The organism is Kaistella sp. CFF1-2, from assembly GCF_059509915.1.
The window spans coordinates 17,205-34,845 of the sequence record NZ_JCAKLF010000008.1 but is presented as its reverse complement, the minus strand read 5'-3'; the positions used below and the strand labels follow the sequence as shown (position 1 = coordinate 34,845).

Annotated in this window: 12 protein-coding genes; 11 read left to right on the top strand and 1 reads right to left on the bottom strand. The window is 35.9% G+C overall.

The features are described from left to right. Positions 1–341 (bottom strand): hypothetical protein (locus AC5XHR_RS13325; RefSeq protein ID WP_495951283.1); only part of this gene is annotated, 341 nt, incomplete at its 3' end. A 435-nt stretch (positions 342–776) separates the two neighbouring features. Between AC5XHR_RS13325 and AC5XHR_RS13320 the strand changes: the two genes are divergently transcribed. The 11 genes from AC5XHR_RS13320 to AC5XHR_RS13270 all read left to right on the top strand — a co-directional run bounded on the left by AC5XHR_RS13320 (position 777) and on the right by AC5XHR_RS13270 (position 17,626). Next, a complete protein-coding gene (locus AC5XHR_RS13320; RefSeq protein WP_495951282.1) occupies positions 777–1,994 on the top strand; it encodes a phage integrase SAM-like domain-containing protein in 1,218 nt (405 codons plus the stop codon). 238 nt (positions 1,995–2,232) lie between these two features. Next, complete coding sequence (locus tag AC5XHR_RS13315) at positions 2,233–3,141, top strand: hypothetical protein (RefSeq protein ID WP_495951281.1); 909 nt, start codon at positions 2,233–2,235, stop codon at positions 3,139–3,141. An 89-nt stretch (positions 3,142–3,230) separates the two neighbouring features. Then, a complete protein-coding gene (locus AC5XHR_RS13310; protein ID WP_168637781.1) occupies positions 3,231–3,512 on the top strand; it encodes a helix-turn-helix domain-containing protein in 282 nt (93 codons plus the stop codon). A gap of 94 nt (positions 3,513–3,606) precedes the next feature. Continuing rightward, positions 3,607–5,787, top strand: a complete 2,181-nt coding sequence (locus tag AC5XHR_RS13305; protein WP_495951280.1) for a VapE domain-containing protein — start codon at positions 3,607–3,609, stop codon at positions 5,785–5,787. Positions 5,788–6,372: 585 nt separating this feature from the next. Then, positions 6,373–9,189 (top strand): type I restriction endonuclease subunit R, encoded by a 2,817-nt coding sequence (locus AC5XHR_RS13300; RefSeq protein ID WP_495951279.1) that lies wholly within the window; start codon positions 6,373–6,375, stop codon positions 9,187–9,189. Continuing rightward, the gene (locus tag AC5XHR_RS13295; RefSeq protein WP_495951278.1) at positions 9,189–12,539 is read left to right on the top strand and encodes an AAA domain-containing protein; all 3,351 of its coding nucleotides are present in this window, start codon (positions 9,189–9,191) and stop codon (positions 12,537–12,539) included. Before AC5XHR_RS13300 ends, AC5XHR_RS13295 begins: the two co-directional genes overlap by 1 nt. A gap of 9 nt (positions 12,540–12,548) precedes the next feature. Continuing rightward, the gene (locus tag AC5XHR_RS13290; RefSeq protein WP_495951277.1) at positions 12,549–12,857 is read left to right on the top strand and encodes a WYL domain-containing protein; all 309 of its coding nucleotides are present in this window, start codon (positions 12,549–12,551) and stop codon (positions 12,855–12,857) included. A gap of 54 nt (positions 12,858–12,911) precedes the next feature. Then, positions 12,912–14,048, top strand: a complete 1,137-nt coding sequence (locus AC5XHR_RS13285; RefSeq protein WP_495951276.1) for a DUF4268 domain-containing protein — start codon at positions 12,912–12,914, stop codon at positions 14,046–14,048. Beyond that, complete coding sequence (locus AC5XHR_RS13280; protein ID WP_495951275.1) at positions 14,048–15,577, top strand: restriction endonuclease subunit S; 1,530 nt, start codon at positions 14,048–14,050, stop codon at positions 15,575–15,577. Before AC5XHR_RS13285 ends, AC5XHR_RS13280 begins: the two co-directional genes overlap by 1 nt. A gap of 11 nt (positions 15,578–15,588) precedes the next feature. Continuing rightward, positions 15,589–16,164, top strand: a complete 576-nt coding sequence (locus AC5XHR_RS13275) for a DUF4062 domain-containing protein (RefSeq protein ID WP_495951274.1) — start codon at positions 15,589–15,591, stop codon at positions 16,162–16,164. Then, positions 16,154–17,626: an RNA/DNA-binding domain-containing protein gene (locus AC5XHR_RS13270; RefSeq protein WP_495951273.1), complete on the top strand. Its 1,473-nt coding sequence runs from the start codon at positions 16,154–16,156 to the stop codon at positions 17,624–17,626. The genes AC5XHR_RS13275 and AC5XHR_RS13270 overlap by 11 nt, the downstream gene beginning before the upstream one ends. Positions 17,627–17,641: the final 15 nt, after the last annotated feature.

Sequence of the window (17,641 nt, the reverse complement as noted above, 5' to 3'; positions counted from 1 at the left end):
TCTTCAACCATTATTTTATCTGCTTTCATAAGTTCAATCAGTTTTTTATTCTTTAAAGGTTCATCTGTCAAAATTAGCGTTGTAATTGAATAATCAGTGTAAGGAATGAAAAATAATTTTTGATTTTTAAATCTGAACCATTTCGAATTTTCTCCATTTGCAAATTTTTCAAAGTCTGTTTCAGATAAATGTATGAAGTCAGGAAAGATAGTTTTTTCTGCAATCTTTATTTTATTGATTTTTGAAAGTTTTTCGGAATTAATCTGTTCACTCTTGTTGTTTTTTGAACAAGAAACAATTAAAAATATTGCTAAAACTCCTTTTAGGACGGCTTTTGTCATGATATTGCAGGTAACGGAAAAAGTATTGGCGAAGTGCGGGCTTAATTTGAACGAATGTTCAAGTTCAGACCAAACGAAGCCGATGCTTTTTCAGATAAGCTAAGTTAAAGAAAAAAGATTATATGAAAAGCAGCGGCGGATAAATTTCTCAACTTTTTCTACTTTACATTTAACCCCGCATTTTGCCAATACAATGTTATCACAATATTTCAATTCTGTTGTTCAAAATTCTCTGTAATGCCTATTAAATAAAGATTTTTGTTTTTTCGCAATGCAATATAAAGTAAAAAAAAGTAAAGAAAATAACGATTTGTTCTACCAAAAGTTCTACCTTTGTATTAGGTTGCATTGAGATACTTTGAACACTTTTCAAGACCTCTCATTCCCTTGCTTCCGTTTTCAAATTTAGTTTAAACTTTTCAAAACACAAATCTTATGGCATCAGTAAAATTTATCCTCAGAACAGACAAAACCGACAATAACGGTTACTGCCCGATTTACATCATCCTCATTAAGGACAGAAAGAAGAAGTATGTTTCAACAGGAATTAAAGCCAAGGAAAGCCAATGGGATGACGAACAGAAAAAGGTTCGAAAAAATTTCCCAAATTCTGCAAGAACAAACGCACTTCTTTTACAGAAATTAGCAGATGCTTCGGGAACTGTTGCCGATATGGAAAGAAAGTCAAAATCTGTATCAGCAAGAAAGCTCAAAGAAGCCGTAAAGGGGAAAGGAGCACAGAATTACTTTGCTTATGCCGAAGACAGATGCGAAAAAATCAAGGGGACAGTTTCCGCAAGAACCTACAAAGGCTACAAAAGCAGTCTGAAAAAATTTGAAGAATTTACTAAAACTAAAGATGTAGACTTTGATGATATCACAGTGACAATGCTGAAAGATTATGTGAATTATTGTAGTAATACCCTAAAAAATTCAAATACTACGATTAAATATTCGTTGGTGATTTTGGCGATTTTCTTCAAGGAAGCCATAAACGAGGAATTGGTAGATGCAAACCTTTACCCTTTTAGCAAAATAAGTATTAAAAAAGATCCAAGCAAAAGAAGTTTCCTCAGCAAAACCCAGTTGGAAGATTTTAAAAAGTATGAAGTAAATCAAGAGAGTAAAGCACCGATTGTAAAGGATATGTTTCTATTTTCGGCAAATGCAGGAGGTTTGAGATTAAGCGATGTTATCGAATTGACATGGGAAAATGTGAATTTTGAGGAAAATAAAATCAGAAAACAAATCAGAAAAACGGGCAGAACGCACAGTTTTAAATTTGGAAATTCTGCTTTGACAATACTAAACAAATACAGACCCAATGAAGTAAATCCAAAACACTTCGTGTTTCCTTTGCTTGAAAACGGTTCGCCCTATTTCGAAAATGATGCTTACAGATTGGCAGAAGTTGGCAGATGCACTTCGCTTTGCTCACTGCACCTTTCAGCAATCGGAAAGAAGATGAAACTTCCGTTTCCTTTGTCTTTCCACCTTGCAAGACACACTTATGCGACACAGGCACTGAACAACGGAATGCGAATTGAACACGTTTCAAAACTGATGGATCACACGGATATTGGCACCACACAGATTTATGCAAAAATCATTTCCCAGGAATTGGACGAGGCTGTTGAAAAGTATATGAATTAGAAAAAAAATGTTGAAAACGCAATGCTCTGTATTTCAGTACGGAGCATATTTTTTTTCTTTAGATATCAAATTTTACTAAATAAATTTGCTTTCATTTTCCTAATTTAGCATTATGATGAAAAACACAGAAAAAGTAAAAAAAATCGCAAATAAAATTCATAATATTTGCCAAATATCACTCTGATGCTTCTAATCTGCAATAATCAAGCAATTTGTGAACTAAATAATATTTTCGGCTATGTCGGAAAAATATCAACTAAAGGAAACAGCACCTTTCGTGCAATTTTCGTCCGTAAAAGTTACGGATGCATTTAACGATTTATTTGATATAGAAGCCATACCAAAACAAAGTTTGGAAGATTATTGCCAACAGATTCTAAACAAAATTTTTTCCCTTCCTTTAAAAAACATACCAGCATTTATTGCACACCATTGTAATTTGGTGAAGAAACCTCTATTGTGGCTCAATAAATTTGAGAAACTAATAGAATTGAATATCGAACTCTTTTCCGGCACAAGAAACCAAAGCAGACTTTTAAAAATTTATACCTGTCTTGAAACCAAAAGAGAAAAATTGGAATCCCAGGATATAGATGAAAACAAAATCAAACCTGCCAAAAAATATATCAATGCTGAAAGTGAAGAACGTTATTTTTCATTTTATGAAGTCCAAAAAGAAGTGGACCGTATTTCAACAGATCGGGAAAAAATATTATTTCTGACTAGAGAAAAATTTGCATACGAACGTGCAATCATAACAGTTCAATATCTTCAATTACCACTGTTTCCAAAAGAATGTGATAAACTGATTAATGAAATTGAAACATTGGCAAAACTACAGGAAGAAGAAAAGTCCACCGAATTATCAGAAAAGTCCACAGTGGACTTTTTTAAAAAAGTAAAAACTAATCTGAAAGTCAATCAGTTGGTAGATATTTTTATTCAGTTGCAACGAGAATATTTCGTGGACTCACGTCCTGCCATTGAAGCAGAGAACAGCGAAATAGTGCAGTTGATATGTAATAATTTCACAGATAAAGATGGAAATTCGATAAGTCCACAGACTGTAAAAACTATAATGATGCCTTCCAAACCCGAGAAGCGACCTAAAGGCTCTAATATTGTGGACATTAGCAAACATTTTTAAAATTATTTAGTCCACGTGGACTAAATAAAGACCAAAAGACTTTTTCTTTTCCCACACCTTTGCTTCATAATCTTAAACAAACAATTTTTATGGAAGCAATTATTTTATCCAAAGAGCAATTTGATGGTCTAATCTCAAAAATTAATGAAATTCACGAAAAACTTAACGCTAAGACAGCACCAAAACAGGAAGTATTCCTGGACAATGAAGAATTGATCGCAATGCTGAAAATCTCTCGCAGAACTGCACAGACATGGCGTGATGAAGGCAAAATTTCTTTTTCGCAGGTAGGAAGTAAAATCTACTACAAACTGTCTGATGTTGAAAAGACAATGCAGGATCACTACAACAAATCCTTCGCAAAAAAATGACTGACATTTTTCCAAACGCTGAAACCTCTAAGCCCTCAAATTCAGTGAGGGCTTTTCTCTAAAATCTAACTTCTAAAATCTAATTTCTAAAACAATGAAATCCACCATATTCAAAAACTTCAATGAAGTCACCGAACAGAAAGACATTCTAAAAATCTTATCCGATATAAAAACTGGCGTATATCAAAACGCAATCACTTATTTAAGAAAATCTCTTGCCGACGACAAGAAAGAAGCCGCAGAAAGAGCCAAAAAATCACTTCCGGCATTTACGCCCAGTGCAACATTCAACGGAGGTAGAAAAATGGAATTCCTCACCAACTACAACGCGTTAATGGTGTTGGATATTGACAAACTTGAAAAGGAAAAACTGCAGCAGTGCAAAACCAAGATCAGAATGGATGATTTTGTATTTGCTTCATTTGTCAGTCCTTCCGGAAACGGACTGAAAATTTTCGTGAAAGTTTCGACGGATAAAGAACAGCACAAAGAAACTTTTTTGAAACTTCAGCGATATTTCGAAGATTTATTGTCGGTAGAAATCGACAAATCCGGAAAAGACATAACCCGGCTTTGCTTCTTTTCTTCCGATCCTGAATTATACCTGAACGAAAATGCAGAAACATTTTTTCCCAATGCTGAAAAAGGTTCTAAAGAAAATAAGCAAAATCCTAAAAGTGAAAATATAAAGTCAGCAATCTCTGTTGATAATGATACCATATACGAACACTGTGTCCGCTTCACAGAAAACAAAATCCAGTTTACAGAAGGTAACCGCAATAACTTCGTTTTTGCGTTGGCCAATAATCTCAACCGAAAAGGTATATCAGAATCAATGGCATTGGGCTACATTTTAGCAGATTATGGATATGACACCAAAGAAGTAACAAAAGCCGTTCAAAGTGCTTATCAAAACACCGCAGAACATAACACAGATACTTTCAAACCTAATACAAAAAAAGCAAAATCCGAGCGATTGACGAGCGGAAGAAAAAATTCTGGTGAATCGTCCGCGGTAAAAACGGCAGATGGAAACTTTTCTGATGACGAAGAAGAACAACCCTCATATATCGATAAATTGGAAATGTTTCTTAATAATCGTTACAACTTCAGATATAATACAGTTCTAGGAAAATTGGAATTCAAAACACTAAAAGCAACCAAATGGAAACCCATGACTGATTTTTCTGAAAACTCAATACTTCGTGAAATCCTGAAAGCAAAAGTAAAATGCAGTATCAATTCCTTGCGGAATTTACTGCATTCCGACTACTGCGAAATGTATGATCCGTTTGAAGATTACTTCAACAATCTGCCTGAAAATTCTGATGAAACAGACCACATAGAACTGCTTGCAGATACCATTACCACCACAAAACAGGATTTATGGAGGGTTTGCTTCAAGAAATGGTTTGTAGCAATGGTTGCCTGTGTTTTGGATGAAAAACAGGTGAACCAAACTGTAATTGTTTTTTCAGGAAAACAGGGACTTGGTAAAACCACTTGGATAGAAAAACTAATGCCTAAACCTCTGAAAGAATATATCTTTTCAGGAACCATAAACCCGAGCAATAAAGACACTTTAATTCACTTGGCTGAATGTATGTTAATAAACTTGGATGAACTAGAAAACCTAAACAGAACGGAAATTGGAAGTCTGAAAGAAATCATCACAAAAACCCATATCAGAATGAGAAAAGCCTACGGTCATAACAATGAAAATATGCCAAGACGCGCAAGTTTTGCAGGAAGTGTAAATACAGCGCAATTCCTCAACGATACAACAGGCTCACGTCGTTTTCTTTGTTTTGAAGTAGAAAACATTGAGTACACCCACCAAATAGACATCAATAAAGTATATGCACAGGCATTGAAACTCTACAAATCAAATTTCCGCCATTGGTTCAACCAAGAGGAAATCAAAGAAATAAACGCCAATAACGAACAATATCAGTTGAGAAGTCCTGAAGAAGAATTATTGCTTACTTGGTTTGAAAGTGCCACAAAGGAAACCGCTCAATATTTCTTAAATACAACGCAAATCCTGCAAATGATAACAAACCGTGCAAATCTCAATATTTCGGATGCATCTGTTACAAAATTAGGAAAGGCTTTAAGGAAACACGGTTACAATAGAATTATGAGGAATAATTCTTATGTTTATGCGGTTAATCTGTTAGATTTTGAAGTCGTTGATCAAAAAAATAAGGATAGCGGAGAACCTCCCAAACCAATAGAAAAACAGTCAGAAATACCGTTCCGGTTTCAAAATTAAAAAAGGGTGCTTTATGCACTCTTTTTTTTGGTTTATTAGAGTAAGTAAAGTAAGTAAAAATCATCAAAAGAAAATTTTATTTTTTTCGTTCGAAAAAAAAGTATTAGACTACGGTAAAACAGCGTAAATGATTCCATATGCTACATTGTTTTGCGTTCAATACCTCGTTTAAAATAGTTTTTTTTTAATTAGTGCTTTTTTAAAATAGTTTTTTCGTAAACCTTACTTACTTTACTTACTTTTTTTATTCTTCTTTTAAATAATAACAATTGCATAGTGTACTTTGATTCACTTTATAGTAGAAATTCTACTTTTGTAAATGGTATGTGTCTTAGAGGCAAATTTGATCCAAAAAAAATGTGAAACTACCTAAAACCAGAGCTCGAAATATAGGCTCAAGCCGAAGGAGTCTATACAGTTTTCATTTATGAATAACTTTATGCTTCTAAATCCCTTTTATCCTACATATTAGAAATTTGTTTTTTGTGAAAATCAAATGACTTAGGTTACTTTTCTACGGGGTTTTACAAAAATAATATTAATTTTAACAATTAATAACCATTAAAAAATTCAAACATAGTTTAGATGGCAATTAACCAAAACCCAGAACAAATTGCTCGTGATCGTATTGATGAAATGCTGCGTCAAGCAGGATGGACAGTTCAGTCTAAAGATAAAATCAACTTCAATGCTTCAAAGGGTGTTGCAGTTCGTGAATATACCACCTCTGTAGGTCCGGCGGATTATGTGCTTTTTGTCAATCAAAAACCCATAGGGATTATTGAAGCCAAAAAAGAAGATGAAGGGCACCGATTAACTGTCGCTGAAGATCAAGCCAAAGGCTATGCAGAAGCGCAATTAAAGTTCTTCAAGTCGGTTGAGGCAATTCCTTTTGTGTATGAAAGTACCGGAACGATTACACGTTTTACCGATTATCGTGATCCGCATGCGCGTTCGCGTGAGGTTTTTCATTTTCATCAACCTGAAACCTTGTTAGAGTGGATTAAAAAAGATAAAACATTACGTGGTCGTTTGCACGATATTCCAGTGTTAGATGAAACGGGTTTACGTCCAGCACAGATTATAGCCATCAATAATTTAGAAAAGTCATTTAAGCAAGCCAAACCCAAAGCCTTAATCCAAATGGCTACAGGTGCAGGAAAAACTTTTACGGCTGCAACGTTTGTTTACCGATTGTTGAAGTTTGCCAAAGCAAAACGTATTCTTTTTTTAGTGGATACCAAAAACTTAGGCGAACAAGCTGAACAAGAGTTTATGGCTTTTCAACCTAATGATGACAACCGTAAGTTTACCGAACTATATAACGTGCAGCGATTGAGTTCAAGCTATATCGCTTCGGACAGTCAGGTGTGTATTTCTACCATTCAACGTATGTATTCTATTCTGCGAGGCGAAGAAATGGACGAGAATGCGGATATAGAAAACCCCAACGAGCAATCATCTTGGTTACAACAAAAGTTAGCCGAGAAAAAGGCAATTCCTGTAGAATACAATGCACAAGTGCCGATAGAGCAATTCGACTTCATCATCATTGACGAATGTCACCGTTCGATTTACAACCTTTGGAAGCAAGTCTTGGATTATTTTGATGCTTTCTTAATTGGACTAACCGCTACACCAGACAAACGAACCTTTGGTTTCTTCAATGAAAATGTAGTGAGTCAATATACTTATGAAGAATCGGTGTTGGATGGGGTGAATGTGCCTTATGAGGTATATACCATAGAAACAGAAATTTCTCAAAACGGTGGTTTAATCGAATCGGGTTGGTTTGTCGATCGTAGAGATAAACTCTCTCGTGCAAAGCGTTGGCAACAAGAAGACGAGGATACGGAATACAAACGCAACGATTTAGATAAGGCAGTGGTCAATCCCTCACAGATTCGTACCATTATCAAAGAGTACAAACGTGCATTGGAACAGGTTATTTATCCCGATCGATGGAATGCTGACCGTACAGAATATGAAGTACCTAAAACATTAATCTTTGCCAAAACAGATTCGCATGCCGATGATATCATCAATATCGTTCGTGAAGAATTTGGCGAAGGCAATGACTTTTGTAAAAAAGTAACCTATAAAATAGACGAAGACCCAAAGTCCGTGTTGAATCGTTTCCGAAACGATTACAACCCACGTATTGCCGTTACGGTAGATATGATTGCCACGGGTACAGATGTCAAACCTTTAGAAGTTTTACTCTTTATGCGTGATGTCAAAAGTATCAATTACTTTGAGCAAATGAAAGGGCGTGGAACACGTACCATCAATGCCGACAAATTGCAATTGGTGAGTAAGCAAGCGCGCGTAAAAAATCATTTCGTCATCATAGATGCGGTAGGTGCGACCAAATCTAAGAAAACCGATAGCCGACCATTAGAGCGTAAACCTACAGTGGCGTTAAAAGAATTATTGGGAGCTGTTACCATGGGCGTGGCGGAAGAAGATGTATTTCTTTCCTTAGCCAATAGGCTGATTCGTTTGGATAAACAAATTACCCAAAAGGAAGCAGCTAAAATTGAAGAACTTTCAGGTGGGAAAACCTTAAAACAAATCACCAAAGAATTGATTACGGCTTTTGATCCCGATGCGATAGAAGCGGCTGCGCAACACATCATTCAGCAAACGCCGATAGAAGATAGAACGCCTTTCTTGCAGGAAAAAGCTAGAGAGGAAGCGCAAGAGAATCTAATTTGTCAAACGTCCTTAAGTTTCAATGGGGAGCTGAACGAATACATCGACAATGTGCGTAAACAACACGAGCAAATTATCGATCATATCAATACCGATACGGTGTTAAAATCGGAATGGGATACGACCACCATCGATAAAGCTCATGCATTGGTACAGGATTTTGAGGAATACTTGAAGGCTAACAAAAACGAAATCACTGCCTTATCTATTTTCTTCGATCAGCCGTACCGCAGAAGGGAAATAACCTTCAAAATGATGAAGGATTTAATGGAGAAGATACGCCTAGAAAAGCCGATATTTGCGCCATTGCATATTTGGGATGCCTACAAAAGTTTGGGTAAAACCAACAGCGATGCGCCAAAAGATGAATTAACAGCTTTGGTATCTTTGATACGTGCCGTATGTGGCATTGACAATGAACTAAAAGCCTACGATAAAACGGTGGACGACAATTTTAAGCAATGGATATTTGCGCAAAATGCCGGACAACACAACCGTTTTACGCCCGAGCAAATGGATTGGTTGCGTATGATCAAGGAACATATCGTGAATTCTTATCATCTAGAAATAGACGATTTGGATTACAACCCTTTTGATGTACACGGTGGACGAGGCAAAATGTACCAACTGTTTGGCAACGATATGCAAACAATTATTAATGAATTAAACGAAGCTTTAGCAGCATAATGGCATTTCAATCATATTTAGTAGAGCGATTTGAAACGACTCATGAAAATTTATTTTTCAGGGAGCTGAACGAAATATTGTTAAATCAATATTCCGATAAAAAGGGATTGCATGTTTTAATAGGTAATCTGAGTGTAGGTGGGCATAAATTAGATGCTATATTTATTCGCTCAGGATCTATTATTGTTATCGATTTTAAAGATTACGAAGGTGCATTGACTTTTTCGGAGAATGGACCATGGCATTTAAAAACTAAAGAAGGTAAAATGCTATTTGTTGCTGGTGGTGCTGCCTCACGTAATCCGTATCAGCAAGTAAATGCGTATCGATTTTCGTTGTTTCAGATACTTTCGGATAATGCCACAGCTATACTAGATCCCAACAATACTAAGGTAAAATGGGACCATACGAATGCCATGGTCTTGTTTCATAATAGTATCCTTTTTGACAAAGAAAGTGTACCTAAAAAAATAACGCGCTTCTTTCACGTAACAGACAAGGCACATTTTATAACTGTTTTAGACGCTGTTGTTAGTAGTAATCTTACTTTTGAAGATAAAGAAATCTTGGCTATGCTACAGATATTACATATATCTTCAGATAGTATTTACGATCAAAATGAGGTCGTTACGGAGGAGGAAAAGCTCAAAATCAATACTGCACAATCCTTAGTCTATAAACTCGATCGTATTATACCGCCGAAGCATAGCGTTCCGGCATTAAATACGCTTGGGTATTATCGTACCTTACTGAGTATCGAACGATTTAATGAGGTTGAAGTGAGTGATATTAGTCATGTGCAGTTTGACTGGGTACGTGTTGAAGAGGGCACATTTCATTTAAATCTATCGCAGTATAAAAGCTTTTATGATCGATTTGAAAAAAATCGTGTAGGTAATTTTCCGAAGCACTTATTCGTCAGTATAAATGTCAGTATGAATGAGATGGTAATACCATTATTGTATACTACAATTACGAATAGTGAAATCGTCAGTTTACTCGATGTATTTGTGAATTTTAATAGTTTCGAGTTGTTCACTTCTGTTTTGACAGAGCTGCAACTACCCGAAAATGTCATCGAAGAGCTTAATGCTGCCGTGGCCAATGAAAATGATTTCAACGATAAAATAGTAGCCGTTAGCCAAATTCTAGATATTCCACTGACGCTTCAGGGCTTCATCTCATTAGGCTTAAGTAATGAAGCTATTTACAGTGCGCAGTTACAGTCTGAGATAGATAGCTTACTAAAGGGCAAAGTACCAGCACCGAAAGAAGGGACTGTAGTACAGGGTATCCTTGATGTAGCGTGTCCTATACAATCTTTACCAGGGGTACGTATTGATTATATTCATATCAATCCACTAAATCCCTCACAACAAGCAGCTGTAAAGTTAGCCTTTGAGCAACCCTTATCTATCATTACAGGTCCTCCAGGCACGGGTAAGAGTCAGGTCGTGATGAATATCATGGCTAATGCGGTGTATAATAATCAAAAGGTATTATTCGCTAGTAAAAACAATAAGGCTGTAGATAATGTGTACCAACGTTTGAATAACTTGTTGGATACCGACTATTTTCTACGTCTAGGGAATAATGAAGAGAATAAAAAAACGGATGAAGTACTGACTAAATTTGCGAATGAAACAGATAAAAATAAGCTAGACGAGCTAAGAAGTACGCTGCAGAGCTCTAGTAAGCAAGTGTCTAATATCACTGCTCGAACAGCTTTCTTAACAGGGGAGCTCAATAGAATTCCTTTGATTAGTAAGCGAATAGCAGATATTAAGCTGAGTAGAGAACAAGAGGTCGAAAAATATGAACAGTGGAAAAGTGCTATAGATCCTAAGGCTTATCAATTGTATGTACAGGAAAAATTGTCCTATGCTATTGCTGTATCCGAATTGAATGATGCGGTCAATAAAATCAGCGCGTCGAATGGTTTTTTTGCGAACTTGATGTATAATCTGTTCCAAAAAAGTAAGATTACGACATACGTGCAAGCATTGAATCAGCAGCTTCCTCCGGCGCTACAAGAATTGGTCAATGCCAAGCATCCGCGTATATCTCTAGGTGTAACGGAGAAGGAATCATTTAAACAAAATCTTTTGTTTATAGCCAATCAAAGTCGGTTACAGCAGGCACTTGTACAAAAGGATCAAGCGTATAATATACAACTTAGTAAGCTATCCGAAGAAATTCGATTGGCAGACATGGAGCTCAACGAATTATTGCGTCAGGAGCATCAGTTTAAAGCCGAATTAGCCGAATTGGAGGTAAAAATGATAGCCGCTTCGAAAGTCGCGCTATTAGATACTATTGCCATAAAGAAGGCAGCTGCTACATCATACAAGATCAAAGCCTATCAAAGCTATTTGAGCAATGGGTTTCCGCGGAAGAGTGATGAGCAGAGCGTTGCGTCATCTATCTGCGCTGATTTTACTAATCATTTTCAAGCGATCTCTATTAGTAATCTGACGATAAAGAAGGCGTTTCTTTTAGAGCCTGAAATCTTCGATTTATTAATCATTGATGAAGCTTCGCAAAGTGATATTGCTTCGGTATTGCCGCTGATCTATCGTGCGAAAAGAGTGTGTATACTGGGCGACCCTTTGCAGCTGACGCATATCACGTCTGTTAAAAAAGAAGAACAGAAATATGTAGCAGAGAAAATAGATGTTTCGTTGCAGGAGCATAATTATATACAAAACTCTTTGTTTTTGCATGCGGAGCAAGTAGCGAACAGAAACAGTTTTGCACAAGTATTTTTGAATGAGCATTACCGTTGTCATCCCGATATTATAGGCTTTAGTAACGAGTATTTTTACAAGCAGATGGCCGGACAGGAAATGATGGTCAAAACAGATGCACGTCATTTTAATATAGGCAATACGGGGTTCAATTGGGTAGATGTACAAGGGCAAGTGAGCGAAAGTAGTAATGTGAATATGGCTGAGGTCAATAAAGCTTTGGAACTCGTATTAGAGCTGCGTAAGGCGTATCCGAATGCGAGTATCGGCATTACAACACCTTTCAGAAATCAGAAAGATCAACTCATTAAAGCGGTACAGCCACATCCCAACCTGAATGTCACTGTAGATACGGTGCATCGTTTCCAGGGGGATGAAAAAGACATTATGATTTTTAGCTTGGTGTGCAGTACTAAAGGACGTGAGTCTATGAACAACTTCATCAATTCGCAGGCTAAAAACTTAATTAATGTAGGGACAACGCGTGCTAAAAGTGCCTTGTATATCGTGGGGAACAAAAAATATTGTAGTGAAATGGTGAGCAATAATCAGAAAAGTTTATTGGCCAAATTAGCGGATTACTCTAATTTATTACATAATTAATTACGTACTATGGGCATATTAGATTATTGGAAAAATATCGTAGTCGAAAAAGCGAATGCTGTAAACGAGGCTAGTACAGCAGCGCTGTCGCAAAGTTTGACTGTAGCACAAATATTGAAAATGGCAATACTACGTAAGCAAAAGGTAGAGATAGACTATCAAAAGGCAGATGGAACAAGTTCCATGCGAGTATTGAATTTTGTGATTTATAGTGACGAATACACTCCTTATGGTAGTTATATCAAAGGCGTGTGCCAATTGCGTGGGGAGGAGCGTACCTTTAAGGTATCACGTATTAGAAATGCCAAAATCGTGTAACACGCGATGCAAAACATTATTAATGAATTAAACGAAGCTTTAGCAGCATAAGATATGTACCTCATAGATAAAGAAAACAACCGCATTCAGAATTTAGCAAAGAAAACCTTTGCCGAATTAGGTTTTAGAGAGCGTCAGCATTTGCAAGAGTGGATAGCGAATAAACCTGAATCGCTGGGTGAAGAATTGTTGATTATACAAAAAGAGTTCGATGGGTTTAATGATACCAACGAACGCTTGGATTTATTAGCGCTTGATAAAGACGCCAACATTGTGGTGATTGAAAATAAATTAGACGATACGGGTCGAGATGTAACTTGGCAAATCATGAAGTACGCTTCGTATTGCTCTACGCTAAATAAAAAAGATATCATCAATATCTATCAAAGTTATCTAGATAAGCAAGGGAAAGGCGAAAATGCAAGTGAAAATATTGCCGAGTTTCTAGGAAAAGAAATTGAAGAAGTTGATTTAAACAAAGGGAATACCCAGCGCATGATGCTCATTGCGGCTAACTTCCGTAAAGAGGTTACTTCTACGGTATTGTGGCTGATGAATTACAAATTACGTATCCAATGTTTTAAAGTTACGCCGTATGCATGGGGCGAGCAGTTGTTTTTAAATTTGGAACAAATCATTCCTACTAAAGATACCGAAGAATTTATCATCTCTATGGCAAGTAAAACGCAAGACGAAATAGATGCACAAGAAACCTCTAAAAATCGTCATCAAGTGCGTTTAGAATTTTGGGCGCAATTGCTTCCACAGTTAAAAGGGCAAACTCCCATTTATCAAAACTCGAGTCCTACCAAAGATCATTGGTTAATTGCGGGTGGTGCTAATATTAGTGGAGTTCGTTATTGCTTACTCATTACACAGAAATACGCAGGCGTACAACTAGAATTTGGACGTAAAAATCAGGACGAAAATAAAGCCTTGTTCGATGAATTAAAAAAACATCAAACAGAAATAGAAAATACCTTTGGGCAACGGTTAGAGTGGGACCGATGGGACGATAAAATAAGCAGCCGCGTAGGATTTTTTAAACACGGGGTTAATCTGTTCAATAAAGAAGATTGGCCTGCAATTACTGCATTCATCAAAGACCATATCATAAAATTAGAATTGGCGATGCGTACTCCCTTAACCAAAATTAAATACGTATTAAACCAAACCGAAGAAGAAGCATAATGAGAGCAGATTGGGTAGAATGTACTTTTGAAGATTTAGTATATTATAGTAAAGGGAAAAAACCTAGAAGTTTATATAAGGAAAGTACTGAAAATCGATTACCATATATCAACATTAAAGCATTTGAAAAAAATATAATAGAAGAGTATTCAGATGATTCTAATGTGAATTTTTGTGAGATTGGAAACATCTTAATGGTTTGGGATGGAGCAAGAGCGGGTTTTTCAGGTAAGTCTATTAAAGGAATTGTAGGTTCAACTTTGATGAAAATACTTCCGACTGTAGGAGTTACTAATAATTACCTTTTTTATTTTTTACAGTCTCTATACAAGTATCTTAATACGAATACCAAAGGTGTAGGAATTCCCCATATAGAACCAAATCTATTATGGAAAAAGCAAGTTGGACTCCCACCACTTCCCGAACAACGTGCCATTGTCAAAAAGATAGAAGCCTTGTTTTCGAGTTTGGATGCGGGGATTGCCGACCTTAAAAAAGCTCAAGACCAACTCAAAATCTACCGCCAAGCCGTTTTGAAAAAAGCATTTGAGGGGGAATTGACGAAGGAATGGAGAGAGAAGCAAACGACTTTGCCTACTGCAGAGGAGTTATTGGTTCAAATTGAAGAACAACGCCAAGCTTACTATAAGAAACAAATAGAAGATTGGAAAGAAGCTGTAGCGATTTGGGAGAAAAATGGAAAGGACGGTAAGAAACCAGAAAAGCCAAAATTTTTAAAAATATCAGAATCTCTATCAGAAAAAGATTTAGATAAAATACCTAAGCTTAATGATATTTGGAAATGGGTTAAAATAGATCGTTTGTCCTTTTATGATTCTTATTCTTTAAAAGCTGGTCCATTTGGATCCTCATTAAAGAAGGAATTTTATGTTAGTTCGGGCTATAAAGTTTATGGCCAAGAACAAGTAATTGGAGGGAATATAGAAATAGGTGATTATTATGTAGATGAATCGAAATACCAAGAGCTATATAATTGTAAAGTTGAACCCAACGATATTTTGATTTCGTTGGTAGGTACAGTTGGAAAAGTTTTAATACTACCTAAGAATTCTCCGAAAGGAATTATTAATCCACGTTTAGTGAAAATTACACTAAACAGATTTTACAATAATTTATTTTTTAAATATTACTTCGAGAGCTCATTTCTTAAATCATTATATAAGTTAGAAAATCACGGAACAACAATGGATGTTTTAAATCTAGAAATTATCAAAGGTTTACCATTTCCATTATGTTCACTCGAAGAACAAGCCCAAATCGTCAAAGAAATCGAATCTCGTTTATCAGTTTGTGATGCGGTAGAACATCAAATCAAAGACAGCCTTAGCCAAGCAGAAGCTTTACGCCAAAGTATTCTAAAGAAAGCCTTTGAGGGTAAGTTACTTACAGAAGAAGAAATACAAGCTTGTCAGCAAGAACCTGATTACGAGCCAGCTTCTGTGCTTTTAGAAAAGATAAAAGCCGAGAAAGAGGCTAATAAACCAACGAAGAAAACGAAGAAAAAATAATAGTCACCAATATGGCTAAAAAACAACCCATAAAAATAATGCTGTCTTCCACAGTATATGGAAATCAACACCATATAGAGGCTATCTATGCGATGTTGACAGCGTATGGTTATCAAGTTTTATGTTCGCACAAAGGGACCATTTACAATATTCCAGGCAAATCACCTGAAGAATCCTGTTTAGCTGCGGTGGAAGAATGTGATTTTTTCTTAGGAATTATTTTTCCTTATTATGGTTCTGGTATTACACATAAAGAATTTACAAAAGCTGTGGAATTTAATAAGCCAAGAGGGTTTATGGCGCATGCACATGTACCATTTTTACGGACTTTACTAAAACAGTTTATGTATGATGCAGCTGGTAAAAGAACCGCCTTTAATCTTGCAAAAAAAACAACAGTATTAGATAACTTAGCCGTTATAGATATGTATAATTTAGCTATTGGTGATGGGCTGCCTATTGAAAATAGAATTTGGACACAAGAATTTACAAAATTTGAAGTAGATGGTAATGATTTTATTCAAACGCAGTTCGAAGATTATACCCGATTTTCTAGCGATTTAAAAGCCTTACAAGATGAAGAATAACAAATTACAGAAGCTAATTCAACAAGGAACATCAGAAACGGTGGAGTTCTTAGAGGCGATTAAAATCGATCGTTTAGCTACGATATTATCTAGTTTTTTGAATCATAAAGGCGGGAATTTAATTGTTGGGGTAAATGATGAGTTAAATATAACAGGAATCGACCCGACGATTTCGATCAATGATTTACGATCGAAATTAACCAATGCTATTACACCAGAAGCGCCCATAGAAATCATCAAAGAAGAAATAGAAAACAAAGCGGTGTTTATACTGAAAGTTTCTGAAGGAACCAAGCAACCTTACGTATGCAATGATACGATTTACATCAGAAAAGGAAGTAAAACAGTTAAAGCATCTACAGAAGATATTGCACTGTTAATTAAAAATAGACAAAAAGACGAACTACATTGGGAACGTCAAGTATCTTTTGGTGTTGATGAAGAAGATTTAGATGTAGCTTTGATAAAAAAAGTAATGATGACGGCCCAACAAAATGGACGTAGCAGTTACAAAGGGGCTGATTATTTAGAATTTCTAAATCATTACGGTTTATTTAATAACGGCTCTTTTACAAACGCTTGCGTTGTTTTATTTGCTAAAAATGCAAGTAAGTATTTCCCACAAACAAAGGTTCGATTAACAGAATACCAAAAAAACAAAACAGATAAAGGTCTATTACGCGACGATATAATTGAAGGAAATTTGTTCGAAATCCGTGAGCGATTAGAAAACTATATAATGAATATGGGAACGCGCAGTACATTCGCTGAAAACGAATGGCGTAGAATTGATTTTAAATATCCCAATAAAGCATTACAAGAAGGTATTATTAATGCTTTAATTCATCGCGATTATTCTCGTTTCAATAGTCATTTAACCATATCTGTTTATCCCGACTCCTTTGTGATTGCGAATAGTGGTCAGCTTCCGGACGAATTAAAAGTAAGTGATTTAAAGAAAAATCATCGGTCTTTTCCTACCAATCCAGACATTGCACATATTATTTTCTTAATGGGGTATATCGATAAACTGGGCCGTGGTACAATGAAAATTTTGGAAGAATGTAAAGAGCTTGGACTAAAGGAACCCAAATGGACCAATACAAAGAATGAGGTCATATTAAGCTTCTTTGGACCGGACGTTAAACAAGATGTTTTTATTCCTAGTATTTCAGATCAAGTAAGTGATGCGGTAAATGATGCAGTACGTGAGATACTAAATGATGCAGTAAGTGATGCAGTAAGAAACAGATTAATTAATATTATGAACCTTCTGTATGCAAACGAGAGTTTAACTTTAAAAACTCTGGTAACGACACTAAACAGTTCTAGGGCAACGATTCAGCGAGATTTAACATTACTAAATGCTGTTAATTTATTGAAATTGCAGGGGTCGGATAAATACAGAACTTACAGTGTAAGTGATGCACTAAAAAATAAATTTGATGCACTAAATAAATAGCGTTTGATGCAGTAA